The sequence below is a fragment of the Mucilaginibacter sabulilitoris genome, from assembly GCF_034262375.1.
Classification (GTDB): domain Bacteria; phylum Bacteroidota; class Bacteroidia; order Sphingobacteriales; family Sphingobacteriaceae; genus Mucilaginibacter; species Mucilaginibacter sabulilitoris.
Genome location: NZ_CP139558.1, coordinates 6,773,926 through 6,796,714, shown reverse-complemented (window position 1 = coordinate 6,796,714; position 22,789 = coordinate 6,773,926). Strand labels below are relative to the sequence as shown.

22 protein-coding genes are annotated in these 22,789 nt (G+C 42.7%); 10 read left to right on the top strand and 12 right to left on the bottom strand.

The features are described 5' to 3' along the window. Positions 1 to 40: 40 nt before the first annotated feature. The 11 genes from SNE25_RS28625 to sucD all read right to left on the bottom strand — a co-directional run bounded on the left by SNE25_RS28625 (position 41) and on the right by sucD (position 10,961). The gene (locus SNE25_RS28625; RefSeq protein WP_321562437.1) at positions 41 to 277 is read right to left on the bottom strand and encodes a hypothetical protein; all 237 of its coding nucleotides are present in this window, start codon (positions 275 to 277) and stop codon (positions 41 to 43) included. 395 nt (positions 278 to 672) lie between these two features. Further along, positions 673 to 978: a 30S ribosomal protein S10 gene (gene rpsJ / locus SNE25_RS28620; RefSeq protein WP_022830652.1), complete on the bottom strand. Its 306-nt coding sequence runs from the start codon at positions 976 to 978 to the stop codon at positions 673 to 675. Positions 979 to 1,138: 160 nt separating this feature from the next. Continuing rightward, on the bottom strand, positions 1,139 to 3,250 hold the full coding sequence (fusA, locus tag SNE25_RS28615) for an elongation factor G (RefSeq protein WP_321562436.1): 2,112 nt from the start codon (positions 3,248 to 3,250) through the stop codon (positions 1,139 to 1,141). A gap of 102 nt (positions 3,251 to 3,352) precedes the next feature. Then, a complete protein-coding gene (gene rpsG / locus SNE25_RS28610) occupies positions 3,353 to 3,820 on the bottom strand; it encodes a 30S ribosomal protein S7 (RefSeq protein ID WP_321562435.1) in 468 nt (155 codons plus the stop codon). Between the two features lie 19 nt (positions 3,821 to 3,839). Next, complete coding sequence (rpsL, locus tag SNE25_RS28605) at positions 3,840 to 4,253, bottom strand: 30S ribosomal protein S12 (RefSeq protein WP_002993550.1); 414 nt, start codon at positions 4,251 to 4,253, stop codon at positions 3,840 to 3,842. Positions 4,254 to 4,521: 268 nt separating this feature from the next. Then, positions 4,522 to 4,704, bottom strand: a complete 183-nt coding sequence (locus SNE25_RS28600) for a hypothetical protein (protein ID WP_321562434.1) — start codon at positions 4,702 to 4,704, stop codon at positions 4,522 to 4,524. A gap of 264 nt (positions 4,705 to 4,968) precedes the next feature. After that, complete coding sequence (locus SNE25_RS28595) at positions 4,969 to 5,178, bottom strand: cysteine-rich CWC family protein (RefSeq protein WP_321562433.1); 210 nt, start codon at positions 5,176 to 5,178, stop codon at positions 4,969 to 4,971. A gap of 165 nt (positions 5,179 to 5,343) precedes the next feature. Further along, a complete protein-coding gene (locus SNE25_RS28590; protein ID WP_321562432.1) occupies positions 5,344 to 7,716 on the bottom strand; it encodes a ribonucleoside-diphosphate reductase subunit alpha in 2,373 nt (790 codons plus the stop codon). Positions 7,717 to 7,880: 164 nt separating this feature from the next. Continuing rightward, on the bottom strand, positions 7,881 to 8,852 hold the full coding sequence (locus tag SNE25_RS28585) for a ribonucleoside-diphosphate reductase small subunit (RefSeq protein ID WP_321562431.1): 972 nt from the start codon (positions 8,850 to 8,852) through the stop codon (positions 7,881 to 7,883). Positions 8,853 to 9,402: 550 nt separating this feature from the next. Continuing rightward, on the bottom strand, positions 9,403 to 9,774 hold the full coding sequence (locus SNE25_RS28580; RefSeq protein ID WP_321562430.1) for a methionine-R-sulfoxide reductase: 372 nt from the start codon (positions 9,772 to 9,774) through the stop codon (positions 9,403 to 9,405). Between the two features lie 302 nt (positions 9,775 to 10,076). Beyond that, positions 10,077 to 10,961, bottom strand: coding sequence for a succinate--CoA ligase subunit alpha (gene sucD / locus SNE25_RS28575; protein WP_321562429.1), 885 nt, complete (start codon positions 10,959 to 10,961; stop codon positions 10,077 to 10,079). Positions 10,962 to 11,152: 191 nt separating this feature from the next. Here sucD and SNE25_RS28570 point away from each other — a divergent pair, with 191 nt between their 5' ends. Then, a complete protein-coding gene (locus SNE25_RS28570) occupies positions 11,153 to 12,160 on the top strand; it encodes a hypothetical protein (RefSeq protein ID WP_321562428.1) in 1,008 nt (335 codons plus the stop codon). Between the two features lie 373 nt (positions 12,161 to 12,533). On the opposite strand, the gene dctA is transcribed toward SNE25_RS28570, so the two are convergent. After that, positions 12,534 to 13,778, bottom strand: a complete 1,245-nt coding sequence (dctA, locus tag SNE25_RS28565; RefSeq protein ID WP_321562427.1) for a C4-dicarboxylate transporter DctA — start codon at positions 13,776 to 13,778, stop codon at positions 12,534 to 12,536. Between the two features lie 616 nt (positions 13,779 to 14,394). Here dctA and SNE25_RS28560 point away from each other — a divergent pair. From SNE25_RS28560 to SNE25_RS28520, 9 genes are all read left to right on the top strand, one after another. Continuing rightward, complete coding sequence (locus tag SNE25_RS28560) at positions 14,395 to 14,622, top strand: hypervirulence associated TUDOR domain-containing protein (RefSeq protein ID WP_321562426.1); 228 nt, start codon at positions 14,395 to 14,397, stop codon at positions 14,620 to 14,622. An 86-nt stretch (positions 14,623 to 14,708) separates the two neighbouring features. Further along, positions 14,709 to 15,473 carry an ABC transporter ATP-binding protein gene (locus SNE25_RS28555; protein ID WP_321562425.1) on the top strand — a complete coding sequence of 255 codons (765 nt, stop codon included), beginning with the start codon at positions 14,709 to 14,711 and terminating at the stop codon, positions 15,471 to 15,473. 128 nt (positions 15,474 to 15,601) lie between these two features. Beyond that, complete coding sequence (locus tag SNE25_RS28550) at positions 15,602 to 16,699, top strand: ABC transporter permease (RefSeq protein ID WP_321562424.1); 1,098 nt, start codon at positions 15,602 to 15,604, stop codon at positions 16,697 to 16,699. 130 nt (positions 16,700 to 16,829) lie between these two features. After that, the gene (locus SNE25_RS28545) at positions 16,830 to 18,011 is read left to right on the top strand and encodes an MFS transporter (protein ID WP_321562423.1); all 1,182 of its coding nucleotides are present in this window, start codon (positions 16,830 to 16,832) and stop codon (positions 18,009 to 18,011) included. Positions 18,012 to 18,125: 114 nt separating this feature from the next. Beyond that, positions 18,126 to 18,860, top strand: coding sequence for a DUF2490 domain-containing protein (locus tag SNE25_RS28540; protein ID WP_321562422.1), 735 nt, complete (start codon positions 18,126 to 18,128; stop codon positions 18,858 to 18,860). A gap of 95 nt (positions 18,861 to 18,955) precedes the next feature. Next, positions 18,956 to 20,251 (top strand): phosphopyruvate hydratase, encoded by a 1,296-nt coding sequence (eno, locus tag SNE25_RS28535; protein WP_321562421.1) that lies wholly within the window; start codon positions 18,956 to 18,958, stop codon positions 20,249 to 20,251. Between the two features lie 59 nt (positions 20,252 to 20,310). Continuing rightward, positions 20,311 to 20,646, top strand: coding sequence for a DUF7683 domain-containing protein (locus tag SNE25_RS28530; RefSeq protein WP_321562420.1), 336 nt, complete (start codon positions 20,311 to 20,313; stop codon positions 20,644 to 20,646). A gap of 49 nt (positions 20,647 to 20,695) precedes the next feature. Continuing rightward, the gene (gene lspA / locus SNE25_RS28525; protein ID WP_321562419.1) at positions 20,696 to 21,226 is read left to right on the top strand and encodes a signal peptidase II; all 531 of its coding nucleotides are present in this window, start codon (positions 20,696 to 20,698) and stop codon (positions 21,224 to 21,226) included. Between the two features lie 166 nt (positions 21,227 to 21,392). Further along, positions 21,393 to 22,751 carry a DEAD/DEAH box helicase gene (locus SNE25_RS28520; protein ID WP_321562418.1) on the top strand — a complete coding sequence of 453 codons (1,359 nt, stop codon included), beginning with the start codon at positions 21,393 to 21,395 and terminating at the stop codon, positions 22,749 to 22,751. Positions 22,752 to 22,789 lie beyond the last annotated feature (38 nt).

Sequence of the window (22,789 nt, the reverse complement as noted above, 5' to 3'; positions counted from 1 at the left end):
TATGAAATATAATGTTAGTGAGAACACCAACATTGGCGAGCTATTTGATTTTTGTGATTATACCATAACAGGTTTTCCTGATAGTACAATCATATTTGAGATCGCCTATTGTTGCATCCTTAAGATCAGTTTTATAAGGTTTAACGAGTACAGAATCTGAGGTATTGGTATTTGTTGTGTAGCACGGTCCATCCACACGTATAGTGTCGGCATTATTGGTAATAATAATGGTGTTGGCATGTACGTGAGCATATCCGCAATATCCTTTGGTATGCAATAATACTATTCCTTTAATTGGACGGGCTAAATTAAAGTATTGCCAGTTGCTTTTACATTTAACTATGGCTTGGACTGTTTTATGAATTCTATGCTTTTGGGAACAGCCCAAACCCAATAGTAGGACAAATAATATGAATACGCCATTTCGCATACCTAAATATAATCTTTTTGCCGTTGTTGGTGTTGTCACCAACAACTTTAACAATGAAGTATAATGTTGGTGACAACACCAACATTGGCGAAGATAAACAACACTGGCTGATGAAACCCCTCCCTACACCCTCCCAAGGGAGGGAATCGCGCAAGCCCGCTTTGTTAAACAAAAAAACACCATCCGAAAGTGGATGGTGTTTTTTTATGTTGTCCCACACCTTTCAGTGGGCCGGGCGTCTATCAAACTTTGATTTCCACTTCAACACCGCTTGGCAATTCAAGCTTCATCAGGGCATCTACAGTTTTTGAATTAGAGCTGTAAATGTCTAATAAGCGCTTGTATGAGCAAAGTTGGAATTGCTCACGTGCTTTTTTGTTTACGTGTGGTGAACGTAATACGGTGAAGATTTTTTTCTCGGTTGGTAACGGAAGTGGTCCGCTAACTACAGCGCCTGTTGGCTTTACTGTTTTTACGATCTTCTCGGCAGATTTGTCTACCAGGTTGTAATCGTAAGATTTTAATTTGATCCTGATTCTTTGGCTCATGTTATTTTACTTTTGTGATTTCACCGATTTATAGGCGATTTCACTGATTTTTAATTAATCAACCTAAGAGCTATTTATTAGGTGTGATTCTGTTGATTATTTATTAATTACACCGATAATCTGTGAAATCACAAAAATATCGGTGTAATCAAAGATTTATTTACGCGTTAGCAGCAGCTTTTTTGCCTTTTGCTTTGGCTACTACTTCGTCCTGTACGTTACGTGGTGCTTCAGCATAGTGATCAAACTCCATGGTTGAAGTAGCACGGCCTGATGTGATGGTACGTAACTGCGTTACATAACCAAACATTTCAGAAAGTGGTACAGTAGCTTTAATAACCTGTGCACCTGCACGTGAATCCATACCTAACAGCTGGCCACGACGACGGTTCATGTCACCGATAACATCACCCATATTTTCTTCAGGGGTAAGAATCTCGATTTTCATGATCGGCTCAAGCAATACCGGTTTACATTTTGGCAACGCTTCACGGTAAGCCATCTTAGCAGCTAACTCGAAAGATAGCGCGTCTGAATCGACCGCGTGGAACGAACCATCAATTAAACGTACTTTTAAGCTGGTTAATGGATAGCCGGCCAATACACCGTTTACCATTGAAGCTTCAAAGCCTTTTTGTACAGATGGGATAAACTCGCGAGGGATTGCACCACCGCTAATTTCGTTCACAAACTGTAAGCCTTCTTTACCTTCGTCATTTGGTGACAATATAACTTGTATATCGGCAAATTTACCACGACCACCGGTTTGTTTCTTGTATGTTTCGCGGTGTTGTACAGTACCTGTGATAGATTCTTTGTAAGCTACTTGCGGAGCACCCTGGTTAACCTCAACTTTAAACTCACGTTTTAAGCGGTCCATGATGATATCCAGGTGAAGCTCGCCCATACCTGAAATTACAGTTTGGCCGGTTTCTTCATCAGAGTTTACACGGAAGGTTGGATCTTCTTCAGCCAGTTTACCTAAAGCCATACCTAATTTATCTACGTCGGCCTGAGTTTTAGGCTCAATAGCTAAACCGATAACCGGCTCAGGGAAGTTCATTGACTCCAGAATGATCGGGTGTTTCTCGTCGCAAAGGGTATCACCTGTTTTAATATCCTTAAAGCCTACTACTGCAGCAATATCACCTGCACCTACGTTAGGGATAGGGTTTTGCTTGTTAGCGTGCATTTGGAATATACGGCTGATACGCTCTTTGTTGTCAGAACGCATGTTGTGTACATATGAACCAGCTTCCAGGTTACCGGAATAGACACGGATAAAGCACAAACGACCTACAAATGGGTCAGTCGCGATTTTAAACGCTAAAGCTGCAAATGGTTCTTTAACATCTGGTTTACGCAGGATTTCTTCGCCAGTATCAGGGTTAGTACCGATGATACCTTCAACGTCCATTGGTGAAGGCAATAATTCCATCACGTAGTCAAGCATGGTTTGTACACCTTTGTTTTTGAAAGATGAACCGCAAACCATAGGAACAATCTTAGCATCTAAAACAGCTTTACGTAAAGCGTCCAATACTTCGCGCTCAGTAATTGTTTCAGGAGCGTCAAAGAATTTTTCCATCAGGCTTTCGTCATACTCAGCTACTGATTCCAGTAATTTTTCTCTCCACTCGGTTGCTTCCTCGATCATATCCTCAGGGATAGGCACTTCAGTAAAGGTCATACCTTTATCGTGCTCATTCCAAACAATACCTCTCCAGTTAATTAAGTCAACAACACCTTTAAAGTGCTCTTCAGCACCAATAGGTAATTGCAACGGAACTGCATTGCTGCCTAACATGCTTTTTACCTGTTTTACAACATTTAAAAAGTCGGCACCAGAACGGTCCATTTTATTAACGAAACCTATACGGGCAACGTTATAGTTGTTGGCAAGCCTCCAGTTGGTTTCAGATTGTGGTTCAACACCATCAACCGCGCTGAAAAGGAACACCAAACCATCCAATACACGCAGTGAGCGGTTTACCTCAACGGTAAAATCCACGTGTCCTGGCGTATCAATAATGTTCATGTGATAGTTGTGGCCTCTGTATTTCCAGTTTACGGTTGTAGCCGCAGAAGTGATAGTAATACCACGTTCCTGCTCCTGTGCCATCCAGTCCATTGTTGCAGCACCTTCGTGTACCTCACCAATTTTGTGGCTAACACCAGCGTAATAAAGGATACGTTCGGTTGTGGTGGTTTTACCGGCATCAATGTGCGCGGCAATACCAATGTTTCTTGTATATCTTAGATCTCTTGACATTCTTTGTTTTTTTTGATTGCTCTGATTATTTAATGATTACACCGATTTTGCAATCATAACAAAATCGGTGTAATCGTATATTAAATCGGTGTAATCCTTTTATTAGAATCTAAAGTGTGAGAACGCTTTGTTGGCTTCGGCCATTTTGTGCGTATCTTCCTTTTTCTTCACTGCTGCACCTTCACCTTTAGCTGCTGAGATGATCTCGCCGGCTAATTTCTCCATCATGGTTTTTTCACCACGACGACGGGCATAGCTGATCAGCCATTTCATTCCCAAAGCAATTTTACGCTCCGGACGAACTTCTGTTGGCACCTGGAAGTTAGCACCACCTACACGGCGGCTTTTAACTTCAACAGCAGGCATTACATTGTTTAAAGCCTTTTTCCAGGTTTCTAAACCATTTTCGCTGGTTTTCTTTTCAACAATGTCAACTGCGTTATAAAATATAGCGTACGCGGTAGATTTTTTACCGTCATACATCATGTTGTTAACAAACCTTGTTACCAAAGTATCATTGAACCTTGGATCAGGAAGGATAATTCTCTTTTTTGGTTTTGACTTTCTCATTGCTATCTATCCTCCTTAGTTATTTCTTTTTACCTTTTGCAGGGGCTGCAGCAGCTTGTCCTGGTTTAGGGCGTTTAGTACCATATTTAGAACGACGTTGGTTACGACCGGCTACACCTGATGTATCCAAAGCACCACGGATGATGTGGTAACGTACACCTGGTAAATCCTTAACACGGCCACCGCGGATCAAAACGATTGAGTGCTCCTGTAAGTTGTGACCTTCACCCGGGATGTAAGCATTTACTTCTTTTCCGTTGGTTAAGCGCACACGGGCAACTTTACGCATTGCTGAGTTTGGTTTTTTAGGGGTAGTGGTATACACACGGGTGCATACGCCTCTTCGCTGTGGACAGCTGTCCAACGCTGGCGACTTACTCTTGTCAACCAGAGCTACTCTACCTTTTCTAACTAATTGCTGAATAGTAGGCATTTTTCCTTTTTTGTATTTACAGTTTTATCCTTATTTTAAGGACTGCAAAGGTAGCTACTATTTTTTGATTTACAAGCGGTTGCGCGAAAAAGTTTTTATAAGGAGTTGAGGGAGTGGGTAGAGCGGGGTGAAAGGTGTGATTTTTAGGGTGAAATATGTATAACTTATTATTATTCAAAGTCGTGAAATAAATGCCTCGAACAAAAAAGAGCGGTGATCACTCACCGCCCTTTCATCATTTATCAAATCAACTCACTTACAAAAAACCTTAATAACCCCGGTCATAATGGCCATGATCATAACCGTTGTTATAGCCATTATTATATCCGTTACGGTACCTGTCATGATGGTGCCTGTGACTATAACTATATCTTTCATTTACCGAACAGCTTGAAAACATTGTTACTGCCGATAATATTAATAATGCGAATACTGCAAATCTCTTTTTCATGGTGATAATCATTAATGTGTACCTGTCTAATTAAAGACTATACATGTTTGACTTGATTAAGATGAAAAGGATTAATGGGGGATATTTAATGTCATGCTGAACTTGTTTCAGCATCTCACATGTTATGCTGCAAACCATGATGATTACCTGTACTGTGGGATCCCGAAATAAATTCGGGATGACGCTGGGAGAATCTCCACGGCAAGCAGCTAAAAAAATCATGTTGATCCATAAATCCTGAGAAATCGTGGTTTAGACAAACACCTACGCCAACCCCATGCTCTCCCTGTACTCCTGCTGAATAACCAGCAGGCAGTTGGCGCACAGGCATCCCTCGTACAGTTCGCTTACGTATTGCACCTCGTTGAGGGTAAGCTGCACAGTGCTGCACTGGCACTTGCTGAATGAATTGGCTTTACATTCAAAAGGGGCCTCGCAGCGTTCGCAACGGATGATCTCGTGTTTGGTATGCATTGTTATGAACGAAAGTAGTTAAAGTTGATATGACTTATAAAATATAAATGTCATTAATGAAAAAAGTCCATGAACCGCAGCTCATGGACTTTTAGACTATGGAGTCCTTTGTCTTTTGTCCTTCATCCTATAGTCCAAATGTCCTATAGTTCCAAAGTCTAAAGCTTACGCCGAGCAGGTTACGCAACCTTCTTCCATTGAGCAGCTTGGGCCCGCAGGTATTTCGTCGGCCACGGCATCAACTACTGACGGTATTACCGGTTCCATGTTTGAACCGCCCTGGTTTTCAACCGTAAACTTAACAGCTTGCGAAGCGGCCTGTGTACGCAGGTAATACATGCCGGTTTTTAAACCTTTTTTCCATGCGTAGAAGTGCATTGAAGTCAATTTCGACGCGTTTGGCGAGTTGATGAACAAGTTTAATGACTGCGACTGGCAAACATAAGCGCCTCTGTCGGCAGCCATGTCAATAATGTTACGCATTTTTATTTCCCAAACGGTTTTGTACAGTTCCTTGATATCGGCAGGTATTTCGGCAATATCCTGGATCGATCCGTTTGCTGAAATGATCTTGTCTTTCATGGCCGGGGTCCATAAGCCAAGGTTAACCAGATCGCGCAGTAAGTATTTGTTTACAACAATAAACTCACCACTCAATACACGGCGGGTGTAAATGTTTGAGGTATACGGCTCAAAACACTCGTTGTTACCCAGTATTTGTGAGGTTGATGCAGTTGGCATTGGAGCAACTAACAGGGAGTTACGCACACCATGGTTCATTACATCAAGGCGCAGGTTTTCCCAATCCCAACGGGTGCTGGCCGGCGATACATTCCACAAATCAAACTGGAACTTACCTTTTGACAGCGGCGAACCTTTAAATGTTTCGTACGGACCTTCGGCAATGGCCAGATCTTTTGAAGCGGTCATGGCTGCAAAGTAGATGGTTTCAAATATCTCTTTGTTCAGTTGTTTAGCCTCTTCGCTTTCAAACGGCATACGCAGCAGGATAAACGCATCGGCCAATCCCTGTACACCTAAACCAATAGGGCGGTGCCTTAAGTTTGAATATTCCGCTTCGGCAACCGGGTAGTAGTTACCATCAATAATACGGTTAAGGTTAATAGTAGCCTGGTAAGTTACATCATATAATTTCTGATGATCAAACGTGCCATCAATAACGTAACGTGGCAATGCTAATGAAGCAAGATTACAAACAGCTATTTCATTGGCATCAGTATACTCCATAATTTCGGTACAAAGGTTTGAGCTTTTTATAGTACCTAAATTCTGCTGGTTCGATTTGCTGTTGGCAGCATCTTTATATAACAAATATGGTGTACCGGTTTCCACCTGCGCATCTAACACAGCAAACCACAGGTCCTGGGCTTTGATCACCTTACGCGCACGGCCTTCTTTTTCGTATTTGGTATACAAAGCCTCAAATTCAGCACCGAAGCAATCAGCTAACCCCGGTGCTTCATGCGGACAGAACAGGCTCCAGTCTTCATTGGCTTCTACACGCTGCATAAACAGGTCAGATACCCAAAGGGCATAGAACAAATCGCGGGCACGCATTTCTTCCTTACCATGATTTTTGCGCAGGTCAAGGAATTCAAAAATATCAGCATGCCATGGCTCTAAGTAAATAGCAAAGGCGCCTTTACGTTTACCACCGCCCTGGTCAACATAACGGGCGGTATCATTAAACACGCGCAACATCGGTATAATACCGTTGCTGGTACCGTTTGTACCACTGATGTATGAGCCTGTAGCCCTTACATTGTGTATGCTTAAGCCAATACCGCCTGCACTTTGTGATATTTTGGCGGTTTGTTTTAAAGTATCGTATATACCGTCGATGCTATCATCCTTCATGGTTAATAAAAAGCATGATGACATTTGTGGTTTTGGTGTACCAGCGTTAAAAAGAGTAGGAGTAGCGTGTGTAAACCAGCGCTCGCTCATTAAATGGTAAGTTTTAATAACACTGTCGATGTCGTTTTTGTGGATACCAACAGATACGCGCATAAACAGGTGCTGCGGGCGCTCGGCTATTTTACCGTTTATTTTTAACAGGTATGATTTTTCAAGGGTTTTAAAACCGAAATAATCAAAACCGAAGTCGCGATCGTAAATAATGGTACTGTCCAGTAACTCGGCGTTCTGCTCAATTACTTCCCAAACGTCATCGGCAATTAACGAAGCATCCTTGCCGGTTTTAGGGTCAACATACTCATGCAGTAAACGCATGGTTTCTGAAAACGACTTGATGGTGTTTTTGTGCAGGTTTGATACTGCTATGCGTGAAGCCAGCAAAGCGTAGTCAGGATGCTTTGTTGTTAACGAAGCCGCGGTTTCGGCAGCAAGGTTATCAAGCTCGGAGGTGGTTACACCGTCAAATAAGCCTTCAATTACCTTTTTTGCCACATCAATAGGGTCAACTAAATTGAACCCATAGCACAGTTTTTCAATACGCGCTGTGATCTTGTCGAATTTTACCGACTCTTTTCTACCGTCTCTTTTTACTACGAGCATTTTTCAAAGTATTTAGTGGTTGTTACAGGCAGCAATACCCGGGCCAACTTGTGTATATATAGTGTTAATTATCTTTGTCTGAACCTTGATTCGTAGGATTTAGAGATTAACTCGATTTTGATTTGCTATCTCAAATCTCAAATCCCATATCTCAAATCTGTTTTTTAAAAGTCTTCATCCAATGAGAACGATTTGCTTTCGGCAGTGTTCATTACGCCGCTTTTCTGATAGTCGCCTACGCGTTTCTCAAAGAAGTTGGTTTTACCCTGTAATGAAATCATTTCCATAAAATCAAACGGGTTGGTAGCGCCGTAATGCTTTTCATAACCCAGTTCGCCAAGCCACCTGTCGGCTACAAACTCAATGTACTGGCTCATCATTTTGGCGTTCATGCCTATCAGGGCAACCGGCAGGGCATCGGTAACAAATTCTTTCTCAATTTCTACCGCATCGGTAATAATTTTGGTAACCTGCTCCGCACTCAGCCTGTTTTTAAGCATTTTGTACAGCAGGCAGGCAAATTCGCAGTGTGAACCTTCATCGCGCGATATGAGCTCGTTACTGAAGGTAAGCCCAGGCATCAGGCCACGTTTTTTAAGCCAGAATATAGAACAAAAACTGCCCGAGAAGAAAATACCTTCAACGGCGGCAAAAGCTACCAAACGCTCGGCAAAGTTGCCGTTGTTTATCCAGCGCAGTGCCCACTCTGCTTTTTTCCCTACACAAGGTACGGTATCAATAGCGTGGAACAAGCGGTCCTTTTCGGCGGGGTCTTTAATATAAGTATCAATAAGTAGGGCATAGGTTTCTGAGTGGATGTTTTCCATCATGATCTGGAAACCATAAAAGCAACGGGCTTCAGGAAGCTGAACTTCGCTCATGAAGTTTACGGCCAGGTTTTCGTTCACAATACCATCACTCGCTGCAAAAAATGCCAGGATGTGCGAAATAAAATGCTTTTCACCCGAATTCAGATTTTCCCAATGCTTCATATCGTCCGAAAGGTCGATCTCTTCGGCAGTCCAAAAGCTGGCTTCGGCTTTTTTGTACATTTCCCAAATGGCAGGATACTTAATAGGTAGTATCACAAATCTGTCCTTGTTCTCTCTCAGTAATATTTCGTCGTCCTGTTTCATAGATACCTGTATTTTATATTATCGTTTCCTTTACTTAATGTCATCAGACACGAAAGCCAGCCTTACTAAATAATAAAGCTTTGATGTTTTAGCAACCGGCTTGACCCGTTGCTTGTTTTTGTATGTAACTTACTGACAGCTAAGTTTTTATATGTAGGATAGGGAACACATCCTGCTGTCTTTCGAATACCTTATAAAACAAAGTTAATGTTTGAGGCCTTAAGATTTTAGTGTTAGTTTTTAACAAAGCCCATAGTTATCAACACTTGTACAAGTAATTAATAGTGAAAGAAAAATTAATGAACTTGATTACAGTTAATTAAAATATTCACGTCAAAACGGGCCATTAAATATTTGGAGAAAACGATAATTTAACATTATAAATTACTTGACTTAACACAGACAATTTTTGCCAACTCCACAATCACTTTACTTAGCGCCATTATCAACCTTTAAATCCGACAGAAAATTATCTCCAAACCGACAATGTGGAAAATAAAATACCCGGACGAATGATCTTTCATCCGGGTATCTGTTAATGTTTCAAACCTTATTTTACCTCCGAAGCCGGTACAAACTTCATTGATACCGAGTTTACGCAATGGCGAATATTTTTAGGGGTCATGTATTCTCCTTCAAACACGTGGCCCAGATGTGCGCCGCAATTGGCGCACACAATTTCCACACGTCTGCCATCAGCATCGGGTACCCTTTTTACAGCGCCCGGTATTTCGTCGTCAAAACTCGGCCAGCCGCAATGCGATTCAAATTTCGATTCGGAAGTGTAAAGCGGCGCATCGCAGCGTTTGCACAGGTATAACCCTTCTGCTTTATTGTCTAACAATGCACCGGTAAATGGTCTTTCAGTTCCCTTGTATAATATTACCCTTTCTTCATCGGGTGTTAATTTGTTATATTCCATTTATTAATTATTGAGTTGTTGAATTAGTGAATTAATGATTAAAATGATCCATTTATTTACTTAAATATACGACAAATCGGGCGCATTAAATGTTTGCCAAAGGCTTATTTACACTGGTTTGACAAGGGGAGGAGATGTGCAAATGTGCGGATTTCAGATGTGCAGATGCTGATTTAAAAAGACAGGATCTGCTTTTATAGGAACTACCTAACATGCAGTTAACAAAAAAATCCCGGCCAATTGACCGGGATCTATATATTTTAAAAGCCTTTCGCCTTTAACCTTTCGCTTTTTACCTTAAATTAAGCTTTTACCAACTTAGCTAATTCCTCTGCCATGGCAGCGCCAATTTCGGCAGGTGATTCAACTACACGAATACCACACTCGCGCATGATCTTCATTTTAGCGGCAGCTGTATCATCAGCGCCACCAACAATAGCACCGGCATGACCCATACGGCGTCCCGGAGGCGCTGTCTGGCCGGCAATAAAGCCTACAACCGGTTTAGTACCGTTTTCTTTGATCCAGCGAGCTGCATCGGCTTCCATGCCTCCGCCAATTTCGCCAATCATAATAATGCCATGGGTTTCAGGGTCGTTCATTAACAGTTCAACAGCCTCTTTGGTAGGGGTACCAATGATAGGGTCGCCACCAATACCAATAGCGGTAGTGATACCTAAACCGGCTTTAACCACCTGGTCAACCGCTTCATATGTTAAAGTTCCTGATTTTGAAACCACGCCTACGTTACCTTTTTTAAAGATAAAGCCTGGCATAATGCCAATTTTGCTTTCATCGGCAGTAATGATGCCCGGGCAGTTAGGGCCAATAAGACGCGCATCCTTATCGGTTAAATATTCTTTTACCAAAATCATATCCTTTGTCGGGATACCTTCGGTGATACAAACAATAACTTTTATACCAGCTTCTGCAGCTTCCATAATAGCATCGGCCGCGAAAGCAGGAGGTACAAATATGATAGATACATCGGCGCCTGTTTGGTTAACCGCATCTTTAACGGTATTAAAAACAGGTCTGTCTAAATGACGCTGACCACCTTTGCCTGGCGTAACACCACCAACCAACTGGGTTCCATACTCAATCATTTGTGTAGCATGGTAAGTACCTTCGTTACCTGTAAAACCCTGTACAATAACTTTAGAATCTTTATTTACGAGAACACTCATTGGCTTTTTTCGTTTAGTACGGCAAAGCTAAAGTTTTTGCGCAAAAGTCAAACCCCTTAAACCCTTAAAGGGGCAATAATTTTATATGTTAACAGAAAAGTGACTTTTTATTAATCAAAAAACGTTCGTGCTGTGTTTAGCTGATTTACATTGTTTTAATTAAATTAGCAACCTACTACTTACTTATTACTATGAAAAACATTAACAAAAACCTTATTGCATGGCTTATAATATGCCTGTTTTGTACCCCGGCCGCGCAGGCGCAGTTTGGCGGATTTGGAAAAAAACTCCTGGACAAAGGCTCCGATATGGTGTCGGGCGGTGGACTCAACAAAATACTGAAACAGCCACAGGCCATTAGCACCAGCTTTAAAGATGTAAATAAAACCGGCTCCAAACCACCATCATTTATGGACGGACAGACACCTGAGCCTTTGTATCTTTTACCCAAGACACCTGAAGGTGCTTATAAACTATGTGCCGGCTATTACGAAATGACCAATAAAAGCTATTGTTTGCATGCCGGCACCCGCGGCCCCAGCAGCGGCGACGGCTATATGCTTGCACCCGTGATTGGCCCCAAGCGCGACGTGGTGATATTGATATTAAAACATGGCGAAACACATCCTGAGGTTAATCAGCACAGTATACAGATATTATTATGGGCGATAATTGCCCGCACCAAATTTGCCGATTTTGGTACTGATATTAAACTAACCGCCACCAGGTTGTTATCACCAAACGAGTTGCTGATGCTGGAGGGCGGCGCCCTGGGCGTATTGCCGGCCAGTGTGATGGACAAGGCTAAAAGCCAGCTGCCGCCTGCCGCGCAAAGTATTTTTGAAGCCGAGAACAATATCCGCCAGCTGGCAGCGTCAGGTAATGCTTCTTATGAAGAAATGGAAAAGTACGCCATGATTGCCGGTTTGGCTCCGCAGCCCGATCCGGAAGTGCCGTCGGGTATATGGTCGTTACACCCTGATGGCTATTATATTCGCTTTATACCGCACGGATACCAGCAAACCACCACGCAGATATATGTGCCCAAAGAACTGGTAGATTCAAAACCGGGTTTAATATATGATGGCCCTAACGGCATTGCCTGCCCGGCCAACGTAGGCGCCCAGCGCCTGGCCCAAACCAACGAGCCGCTGAACCCGGATTACCATAAGAAATTGAAAGTGATTTGTACGCTGTAAAGAGGTGAAAGGGTAAAGGTAAAAGGCGAAAGGTTTTGTGATCTTTCGCTTTTTCTGCTTTGGGTTGGCTGATAACTTAAAAGCTGGGCACGGAGCGATTCCTTCCTTGGGGAAGGAGGAGGAAGGGGTTTAGTGATTCTTTAGATGGAACCCTCCCTGCCTGCGCGCAATGTCGGAGACTCACCCGATCTGCGCTTCGCTGGACCACCCTCCACCTGTGGCGCAAAGAGGGATTTGAAGGTCGCAAATTACTATTATACTCTTTGCCCTCTTTCCGGCGAAGCTGAAGAGAGGGCCGACAAGCGCAGCGATGTCGGGGTGAGTCTTTGCCTGCGTTCAAATACACCTTGATACCTCATTTTTGTCTACCTTTTCATTGGCTATTACCCTTCAGGGGGCCGGGGGGCTTAAATTCATTCTCGCTTTTGGCTATCACGATTGTGGCTACGCCGTTACCAATTACGTTAGTGATAGCCCGGGCTTCGGACATAAACCTGTCAACGCCAAGCAGTATAGCCACGCCTTCTACCGGGATAACTTTAATGGCTGCCAGCGTGCTGGTAAGCACAATAAATCCGCTTCCGGTAACACCCGCCGCACCTTTGGAGGTGATCATGAGGATGCCGATAATAGTAAGCTCCTGATATATGGATAAGGGGATATGGAAAACCTGCGCCAGAAATATTACCGACATTGACAAGTAAATGGTGGTGCCATCCAAATTAAAAGAATACCCGGTAGGGATCACCAGCCCCACAACAGATTTAGAGCAGCCGAACTTTTCCAGCTTATCCATCATCCCCGGCAGGGCCGACTCTGACGAAGATGTACCCAGTACGATCAATATTTCCTCCTTAACATGCTTGAGGTATTGCCAAAGGCTGAATTTAAACAGGTAGCAGATAATATTCAATACCACAAAAATGAACAGGAACATGGTAAGGTAAACCGAGCCCATAAGCAAGGCCAGCGGCTGCAATGTTTTGATGCCATATTTACTGATGGTAAAAGCCATCCCCCCAAAAGCGCCGATGGGGGCCACCTTCATTACAATACGCATAATATTGAAAAACACTTTAGACAGCTTATCAAACAGCTGGATAACTGATTGACCGGTTTCGCCCATGCGGCTCAAACCAAAGCCGAACAATATGGCAAAAAACAGTATCTGTAAAATATCGCCCTTGGCAAATGCATCAAAAGCGTTGGCAGGTATAATATGGGTGAAAAAGTCGCCCCAGTGCATTTCTTCGGCCGCTTTTTGGTAGGTAGCCAGTTTACTGGTGTCAACAGCGGTATGGTTTACAAAGTCTTTGCCGGGACCAATAATGTTGGCCACTGTAACGCCAATAACCAGCGCGAAGGTGGTTACCACCTCAAAATAAAGTAAAGCCTTGCCTCCTACACGCCCTACCTTTTTCATATCGCTCATGCCGGCAATACCCAATACAATGGTAAAAAATATAATGGGGGCAATAAGCATGGTGATGAGGCTGATGAACATTTTGCTGATAATTTCGGCGGTTGGTCCGAAGCCTTTAAAATTTAACCCGACGATGATACCTAAAGCAATAGCGACAAGAACCTGAAAGGTGAGGTTTGATAACAATTTCTTCATTATTCAATGATACGATTTTAGGTTTAGGATGCCAAACCTCGTACAGTCCTGATTTACGCTAAAGCCATTAACCGGTAAAAACCGTTCATCCCCGGTTTTCCGCCGTTCACCGAGAATTTCTGAAGCTTCATCAAAAAGGTTTTTCAATGACGTGACCTGCAAAGCATTTTTGATAAAAAAACAACATCAGTATGAAAACTTTAGCTACTCCAATCATATCATTAATAGTTTATTTACAGGAGCATTCTCCACTCTTTACCCAATTAATGGCCAACCTGTTTACCTGATAAAGGCCTGTTGCATTTAAAACCAATGGTTGTTAAAGCTTGCATTAAAGCCGGAGCATTTCATCGGTATTTTCCGGCTGTTTACCGGAAGTTTTGGCGGCTTCGCCTAAAAGCATTACATAAAAAATTATTCTGTTAGCACATTTGAACTATAAAATCACATTAAGCCATGAAAACTTTACTTGCTGTACAAATTATTCATCTGTTGATTAAGGCAGCCGAGCATGCCGAATCAATACTGCACTCCATCGGTCATTTGATAAAATAATATAAATCAAATCATTATGCGGTATCTCCTGTTAATATCAGTACATCAAACCTATTTTATTATGAAAAATGGAGATACCGTTAGCTGGAAGTGGGGCAAATCAACCGCCGAAGGCAAAATTGTTAAAGAACATAAAGAGCCCATTACCAAAACCATAAAAGGCGCAAAAGTAAAACGCAATGCCAGCAAAGATGAGCCTGCCTATGAAATTAAGCAGGAGGATGGCAGCAAAGTGCTCAAATCTGAAAGCGAATTATCTGTTGCTAAGCACTCCCACAAAAAGAAGTAGCAATTTGCGATGATGTGGGTTGTAAAAATTCTGCAATACAGATAAAAACTCATGGTTAATTCATTATAGTAACGCATTTTTACCCTATGACAAAACAACCCATTATCACTGTAACCGACCTGGTAAAAAACTATGGCGATTTTGCAGCCGTAAAAGGCATTAGTTTTGAAGTGTATGAGGGCGAAATTTTTGGTTTGCTTGGTCCTAACGGGGCAGGTAAAACCACAACCCTCGAAATTATTGAAACCCTGCGCCAAAAAACCTCGGGCCGTATAGTTGTTGATGGTTTTGATATTGAAACCGATGCCGATAGTATTAAAAAACGGATTGGCGTACAGTTGCAGGCGGCAGGCTATTATCCAAACCTTAACCTTTCCGAACTGATTGTGCTTTTCTCCGGTTTATACGGCATTGACAAAAGCCCTATGGAAATGCTGGAAAAGGTGGCACTAACCGATAAGGCAAAAGCCAAATACAAGGATCTTTCGGGCGGGCAAAAGCAGCGATTTTCTATAGCCACTACATTAATTAATAACCCGCGCATTATTTTCCTGGATGAGCCAACCACTGGCCTCGACCCGCAGGCCCGCCGTAACCTCTGGGATTTGATCCGCGAGATCCGCGACCTGGGTACCACCGTAGTCATTACCACCCACTACATGGATGAAGCCGAAGTACTGTGCGACCGCGTTGCCTTTGTAGACGGCGGCCATATCATCGGTATTGATACTCCCGATCATTTTATCGACGAGCTGGTAGCCTCAGGCTTTGAACGTAAAAAGCAGGTTAAACTGGCCAACCTGGAGGATGTATTTATCAACCTCACCGGTAAAGAGTGGCGGGAAGGGTAGTGCCTCACCCAACCCTCTCCAAAGGAGAGGGCTATAAATATGTTGACGTTTCCCAAAATACAAATTAAAGAACGGCTTTACCCCCTTTCCTTTGGAGAGGGCCGGGGTGAGGCTAAACAATTGAACTAATGAACCCAAAACCATACAGCAACACTAACGCAACTCTGGCCATTGCCAAAGCCAGTTTCCGGTCAATACTGCGCAGCCCATCGGCGGTGGTATTTACACTCGCCTTTCCGCTTATATTTATTATTGTTTTTGCCAATATTGGTGGTGGTGGCGTTACGGTAGATGTTGGAGTTGCAAAAGGGTGTGATACCGTGGGGCCGGTTTATCAGGCGCTAAAAAATGTAAAGGTTGTTAATTTGGTGACGGATCAGTCGGCCGAGGAAATGAACAGTAACCTGTCAAAGGGAAGTATTGATGCTATTATCAACATTAAGAGAAACAATAGCAGGCCACCCTTTACCATTAATGTACAATACACCAAGGCATCAGCCGAAAAAGGGAATATACTGCGTTCCGTACTCAGCAATATCTATTATAACATTAATAATAATGCCCATATAGATGCACCTCCTGTGGCGGAATTGCGGGAGGCTACCGTTCAAGGCCGCGAATACAAATACATTGATTTTATACTGCCGGGGCAGTTGGGCTTCTCGCTGCTGAGCAGCGGCGTTTTTGGTACGGCGTTCGTCTTTTTAAGCTTGCGCTTAACGCTGGTTATTAAACGGTTTTTTGCTACGCCGGTTAAGCGCTACAGTATTGTTTTAGGAGAAACCCTGGCCAGGCTTGTTTTCTCATTATTAGGCTCGTTATTTATTATACTGGTGGGGCACTACATGTTTGGTTTTACCTTAATACACGGCGTAACCACGGTGCTCAACATGCTGGTGCTCTCGGCCATCGGGCTTATTATTTTTATGGGTTTTGGATTTACCATCTCCGGTATTGCTAAAAACGAGAGTACTGTTCCGCCGCTTTCCAATATCATAACCCTACCCCAGTTTTTATTATCTGGGACTTTCTTTTCTGTTACGGCTTTCCCAAAATGGCTGCAGGGAATTAGTAATGTGCTGCCGCTAACCCACCTTAACAATGCCATGCGTAAAGTAGCCTTTGAAGGCGCCGGTTTGAGTGATATTACCCACCAATTACTTATACTGCTGATATGGTTTGTTATTATATACGCCGTGGCGGTTAAAACCTTTAAGTGGGAGTAGAACTATAGAATCAGGAGGATAGAATCAAGAATTAAGAGCATTAATTCCACCGGCTAAAAAAGCGCTTGAATTTACCATATTTGTGAACTATCATTGTTATGCCTTTCTCTAATAAGCCAGGTATAAGAAAATGAACAGGATCTTACCTGTAATAGTTATATCTCAATTTTTTTGCACTTCACTTTGGTTTGCCGGGAATGCAGTTATGACCGATATTGCGAGGCAATTGCATCTGGAGTCAACTTACCTGGCCTATCTTACCAGCGCGGTACAGGCCGGGTTTATTACCGGAACGCTAATTTTTGCTGTATTTAGCATATCCGATAGGTTTTCTCCTTCCCTGGTATTCTTTTCCTGCGCTATAATAGCAGCGGTGATAAATCTGGGTGTGAGCATCAACGGAATTAACACACCTGTGCTAATGTTGCTCCGTTTTTTGACCGGATTTTTCCTGGCCGGAATTTATCCTGTCGGAATGAAAATAGCCTCAGATTATTACCGGGAAGGGCTTGGCAAGTCATTAGGTTTTTTAGTTGGCGCCCTGGTCATCGGAACGGCGTTTCCCCATTTTTTGAAAAGTGTCATGACCGGTTTACCGTGGCGCTATGTAATTTTCTCGACCTCAGTTCTTTCTGCCGCGGGTGGCATGGCTATGTTTTTTGCGGTACCTGATGGGCCTTATCGTAAGCCGGGCCAAAAAATAAACATAAACGGGTTTTTTAAAAGCTTCCGCAATGGCGGGTTTCGTGCAGCCGCGTTTGGGTATTTTGGGCATATGTGGGAGTTATATGCCTTTTGGGTATTTGTTCCGGTAATATTAACAACTTATAACAATCATCACCCGGGCAGTGGTCTTAATGTTTCGCTTCTATCATTCCTGATTATAGTAGCAGGCAGTGTTTCCTGTGTTTTTAGCGGATTAATATCTCAGCGCCTGGGAGCAAAACGGACTGCTGTTATAGCGCTGTCTTTGTCATGCGTATGCTGTGTTATTTCTCCTTTATTGCTACTTAACAGTTCGGTTGTATTATTTATAATGTTCCTTTTTATCTGGAGCTTAGCAGTCATAGCCGATTCACCCATGTTTTCGACCCTTGTTGCTCAGCGAGCGCCCGAAGAATCAAAGGGTACCGCACTTACCATCGTAAATTGTATAGGGTTTGCTATTACTATTATCAGTATCCAGTTAATTAACGCACTGCGAACTGAAGAAAATGCCCGGTATATTTATATGTTTCTTGCCATAGGACCGGTACTTGGACTGCTGGCTTTGTTTAAAAAACAAGAACGATTATTCAATCAGTCGACTTAAATAGTGGCAGAGATAAAAAACAAGATGCTTAACATTATAGTAACATTAAACATTATTAAATTAACATTTAGGTAATATTAGGGAAATACATTTGCGCAGTTAATCCCCTGTAACATGTCCAGAAGTTTCAATATTATAGTTTTAGCTTTTATTTTGTTGGTAATAAGCGCTTTTAAAGCTAAAGCGCAGGATTCAAAAACCGGTACCTGGGGCATCGCAACAGTGGTGCTACCCGGCGACAGCAGCCACAAATGGGGCGGCTACTCCGAGCTACAAGTACGTACTAACGGACCGTTTACGCAGTTTCAGTATTATGAAGCTAAGGCAGGCGTGAGTTATGACCTTAACAAAGATTTTACCGCTTTAATAGGCACAGGTACCTACCATACCTATGATTACGCCGATCTGGGCAGCGGTCCCAATACCAATGAATTCAGGGTGTGGGAACAGATGACGGTTAACCAGTTCCTGTACCGCCTTAAGTTTGAACACCGTTACCGCGTAGAGCAACGATGGGTTAACGGTGATTATCGCAACCGTTTCAGGTACAGGTTAAATATGTTTATTCCGCTGAATAACACGAAGATAGTAGCTAAAACCTGGTTTATCTCCATCTTTGACGAGGTGTTCTTTAACAATAAGGCGCCAAATTTTGAACGTAACCGTATATCTGCGGCATTAGGTTACCAGTTTGATAAAAAATGGATTGCACAGGCAGGCTGGATAAACCAGCGTAACTATACAACAACACAAAGCAGTGGTAAAAATAATATTATGCTTATGTTAATGTATCGTATAATTCGCAAAAATGCCGGTCAAAGCGAGCGTGTTCCAACAACAACCGATTAATAATCATCACAAATGCAAAATTCTAATTGCGATTTCTTGATTTTGCTATTAACTTAGCCCGCGGTTTACAAATTACAAATATCTGACAATAAACTATGAGCTTAATAATTGACGTACATGCCCGCCAAATTTTAGATTCGCGCGGCAACCCTACTATTGAGGTAGAGGTATTAACAGAAAACGGTGCTTTCGGTCGTGCTGCTGTGCCATCTGGCGCATCAACCGGTGTTCACGAAGCCGTTGAACTTCGCGATAACGATAAATCAAAATATATGGGTAAGGGCGTGTTAAAAGCCGTTGCCAACGTAAATGATGTTTTAGCTCCTGAATTAAAAGGTGTTGATGTTTTTGATCAAAATGCTATTGACGCGTTAATGATTGAAATTGATGGTACCGAAAATAAAGGTAAACTTGGCGCGAACGCTATTTTAGGTGTTTCTTTAGCGGTTGCTAAAGCTGCTGCGCAAGAGAGCCGCCAGCCTTTATATCGCTACATTGGTGGCGTAAACGCAAACACTTTGCCTATCCCAATGATGAACATCATCAACGGTGGTTCACACTCTGATGCTCCTATCGCTTTCCAGGAATTTATGATCATGCCGGTTGGCGCACCATCTTTTTCTGAAGCATTACGCTGGGGTACAGAAGTATTCCATAACCTGAAAAAAATTCTGCATGACCGCGGTCTTTCAACAGCAGTGGGCGACGAAGGTGGCTTTGCTCCAACTTTTGAAGGAACTGAAGACGCAGTTGAAACCATTTTAAAAGCAATTGAAAAAGCCGGTTACAAACCAGGTGAAGATATCTTCATCGCGTTTGACTGCGCGGCTTCTGAGTTTTACAAAGACGGCAAATATGACTACACCAAGTTTGAAGGTGATAAAGGTGCTATCCGCACCAGCGCCGAGCAAGCTGATTACCTTGCCCAATTAGTAGCGAAATATCCTGTTATTTCAATTGAAGACGGTATGGCTGAGGATGACTGGGATGGCTGGAAAATATTAACTGACAAAATTGGCAGCAAAGTACAGCTGGTAGGTGATGATTTGTTTGTTACCAACACTAAACGTTTACAAAGAGGCGTAAGCGAAGGTATTGCCAACTCTATCCTGGTTAAGGTAAATCAGATTGGTTCATTAACTGAAACCATCAATGCGGTTACTTTAGCACAAACTAATGGCTTTACTTCGGTAATGAGCCACCGCTCTGGCGAAACTGAAGACGCAACCATTGCCGATTTAGCTGTAGCTTTAAATTGCGGTCAGATCAAAACCGGTTCAGCTTCCCGTTCAGACAGGATCGCTAAATACAACCAGTTATTGCGTATTGAAGAAGAACTGGGCAGCAACGCCCGTTTCATCGGTAAGGATTTCAAATTCTACAAAAAATAATTAAAAACCCTGAAAGAGCCATCTGCATAAAACAGGTGGCTCTTTTTTAATAAGTATAGATGAGCAGGAATAAACAACCGGAATGGTTAAAGCGGGAGATACAGTACTTTAATAAGACCGACGATTCCTTTGCCGGCCAGGATGATCTCGCACCCATTGAACTCTCTATACTTCAAAACTACTTTGAGGTTGATCAGGACGATCCGATATTTGATATGTACCAGATTGAACCTGTTGATGCCACCTTTTTAAAGCCCTATACCAGCCTGGAATTTGATTTTGAAATATATGATTACTGGCTGGCTGCCTATACCGATAACTGGGAGCAAACCAAACTTGAAAAAGGCTTTATGGGGCAGTATCCGCCGCCCAAACAACAAATTCCCAATAATTAAACCATTAGCAACCACCTTATTCCACAATAACTACTCATAAATTATATTAATGAACAAAAAGAAGGTTTTGAGGGGACTGGTAATATTACTGATCCTGGTTGTTGATATTGGGTTGGATAGGATATCGAAAAACTATATCCGCAACAATTTTTATTATCACGAAGAAATACTTCCTTTTAAATACAATTACCATTACCTGATAACACGTACCGAAAACACGGGTGCCTTTTTAAGCCTGGGCGATTCGCTCGTAAATCCCTGGCGGTTTATGCTGCTTACCCTGATGCCCGCTGCGGTACTCTTGTTTGGACTGGGTTATATTATTTTAAAAACCAATCTGCCTAAACTTACGGTGCTCGGTGTAATCCTGGTACTGGCGGGTGGTATGGGCAATTTATACGACAGAATAGTGTACAATAGTGTTACCGATTTTATGCTTATTAAGTATAAATGGTTTCAAACCGGGGTTTTTAACATAGCCGATGTGTCTATTATGATAGGTGTTGGTTTATTGTTGATCCAGTCGTTTATGAAAGACATTAAATCGAAAAAAAGCAAGGCCGAAAACGTATCTGTTTAATTTGCCTGTTGTCATTATTTGTATAGCTAAATTTGCATATCTGCACATCTGATATAAAAAACATATCTTTGCAGAAAAAATACTCATTCGCCTACGGTTTTGATCACCGAAAACTCTTCAGATCCGCTTATGCTTTTGGCGATAGCACAATACATACAATCAATACATGTCATTCGAAAATTTAAAATTAATTGAGCCCTTACTCAAGGCCTTAAAAACTGAGGGATATACCACACCTACTCCAATACAGGCACAAGCCATCCCAATCATATTACAACGGCAGGACCTGCTGGGCTGTGCGCAAACAGGAACCGGTAAAACTGCCGCCTTTGCATTGCCCATATTGCAGCTATTGCACCAAGACAGAATTGCTCATAAAGAGCAAAAGACAATTAAAGCATTAATATTAACCCCAACCCGCGAACTGGCTATCCAGATTGCCGAAAGCTTTACCGCTTATGGCAAGCATACCGGTTTGAAAAACCTGGTTATTTTTGGCGGGGTATCACAAAACCCGCAGGTTGATGCCTTAAGGCGTGGTGTTGATATTTTGATAGCTACCCCGGGCCGTTTGCTCGATTTGGTTAACCAGCGCTACGTGCACCTGGAGCATGTTAAAATGCTGGTGCTTGACGAAGCTGACCGTATGCTGGATATGGGCTTTGTTCATGATGTTAAAAAGATCATAGCCAAAGTGCCTGCAAAAAGGCAAACGCTTTTCTTTTCGGCCACTATGCCTAAAGAGATACAACAACTGGCAGATACCATACTAACCGACCCGGAAAAGGTAGAAGTTACTCCGGTATCTTCAACTGCTGATACTATTCAGCAATCTATTTTTTATGTAGATAAAAGCGATAAAAAATCGTTGCTGATACACGTATTAAAAGATAAGAACATTAAAACCGTGTTGGTATTTACCCGCACCAAACATGGCGCTGATAAAGTGGTGAAAGACCTGACGCGCGTAGGCATTACTGCAGAAGCCATTCACGGTAATAAATCACAAAATGCGCGTCAGCGGGCTTTAACAAACTTTAAAAACCGCACCACTCGCGTGCTTATAGCTACAGATATTGCCGCCCGTGGTATTGATATTGATGAGCTTACCCACGTTATTAATTACGAAATACCCAATATTCCGGAAACGTATGTGCACCGCATCGGTCGTACAGGTCGCGCTGGGGCAAACGGTATAGCGCTTTCTTTTTGCGATGAGGATGAACTTGAATTTTTAAAGGATATACACAAGCTAATAGCCAAGGAAATCCCGGTTGAAGACGCACATCCATATCCGCTTAGCCCGGCTGCTATAGCCGCCGGTATGGCAGCTAAAAAAGGTACTGCCAATGCAAATCTGCGCAATGGTTCGTCATCTCGTAGAGGTGGTGGCGGCAACAGGCGCTCCGGCGGGAGTAACCGTTCAGGCGGTGGCAACAACAAACGTTCCGAAGGCGGCAATAAATCGGGCGGTAACAGCGGTATGAGTGGTGCCAGCCGTTCATCTGGCGGAAACCGGCGTTAAGTTATTATAGTCGCTTTATAAAATATACAGGCAGTCTT

Coding starts and splice junctions, on each gene's coding strand:
- rpsJ (WP_022830652.1), bottom strand. CDS start 978: ATGAGCCAAAGAATCAGGATCAAATTAAAATCTTACGATTACAACCTG.
- fusA (WP_321562436.1), bottom strand. CDS start 3,250: ATGTCAAGAGATCTAAGATATACAAGAAACATTGGTATTGCCGCGCAC.
- rpsG (WP_321562435.1), bottom strand. CDS start 3,820: ATGAGAAAGTCAAAACCAAAAAAGAGAATTATCCTTCCTGATCCAAGG.
- rpsL (WP_002993550.1), bottom strand. CDS start 4,253: ATGCCTACTATTCAGCAATTAGTTAGAAAAGGTAGAGTAGCTCTGGTT.
- SNE25_RS28600 (WP_321562434.1), bottom strand. CDS start 4,704: ATGAAAAAGAGATTTGCAGTATTCGCATTATTAATATTATCGGCAGTA.
- SNE25_RS28595 (WP_321562433.1), bottom strand. CDS start 5,178: ATGCATACCAAACACGAGATCATCCGTTGCGAACGCTGCGAGGCCCCT.
- SNE25_RS28590 (WP_321562432.1), bottom strand. CDS start 7,716: ATGCTCGTAGTAAAAAGAGACGGTAGAAAAGAGTCGGTAAAATTCGAC.
- SNE25_RS28585 (WP_321562431.1), bottom strand. CDS start 8,852: ATGAAACAGGACGACGAAATATTACTGAGAGAGAACAAGGACAGATTT.
- SNE25_RS28580 (WP_321562430.1), bottom strand. CDS start 9,774: ATGGAATATAACAAATTAACACCCGATGAAGAAAGGGTAATATTATAC.
- sucD (WP_321562429.1), bottom strand. CDS start 10,961: ATGAGTGTTCTCGTAAATAAAGATTCTAAAGTTATTGTACAGGGTTTT.
- SNE25_RS28570 (WP_321562428.1), top strand. CDS start 11,153: ATGAAAAACATTAACAAAAACCTTATTGCATGGCTTATAATATGCCTG.
- dctA (WP_321562427.1), bottom strand. CDS start 13,778: ATGAAGAAATTGTTATCAAACCTCACCTTTCAGGTTCTTGTCGCTATT.
- SNE25_RS28560 (WP_321562426.1), top strand. CDS start 14,395: ATGAAAAATGGAGATACCGTTAGCTGGAAGTGGGGCAAATCAACCGCC.
- SNE25_RS28555 (WP_321562425.1), top strand. CDS start 14,709: ATGACAAAACAACCCATTATCACTGTAACCGACCTGGTAAAAAACTAT.
- SNE25_RS28550 (WP_321562424.1), top strand. CDS start 15,602: ATGAACCCAAAACCATACAGCAACACTAACGCAACTCTGGCCATTGCC.
- SNE25_RS28545 (WP_321562423.1), top strand. CDS start 16,830: ATGAACAGGATCTTACCTGTAATAGTTATATCTCAATTTTTTTGCACT.
- SNE25_RS28540 (WP_321562422.1), top strand. CDS start 18,126: ATGTCCAGAAGTTTCAATATTATAGTTTTAGCTTTTATTTTGTTGGTA.
- eno (WP_321562421.1), top strand. CDS start 18,956: ATGAGCTTAATAATTGACGTACATGCCCGCCAAATTTTAGATTCGCGC.
- SNE25_RS28530 (WP_321562420.1), top strand. CDS start 20,311: ATGAGCAGGAATAAACAACCGGAATGGTTAAAGCGGGAGATACAGTAC.
- lspA (WP_321562419.1), top strand. CDS start 20,696: ATGAACAAAAAGAAGGTTTTGAGGGGACTGGTAATATTACTGATCCTG.
- SNE25_RS28520 (WP_321562418.1), top strand. CDS start 21,393: ATGTCATTCGAAAATTTAAAATTAATTGAGCCCTTACTCAAGGCCTTA.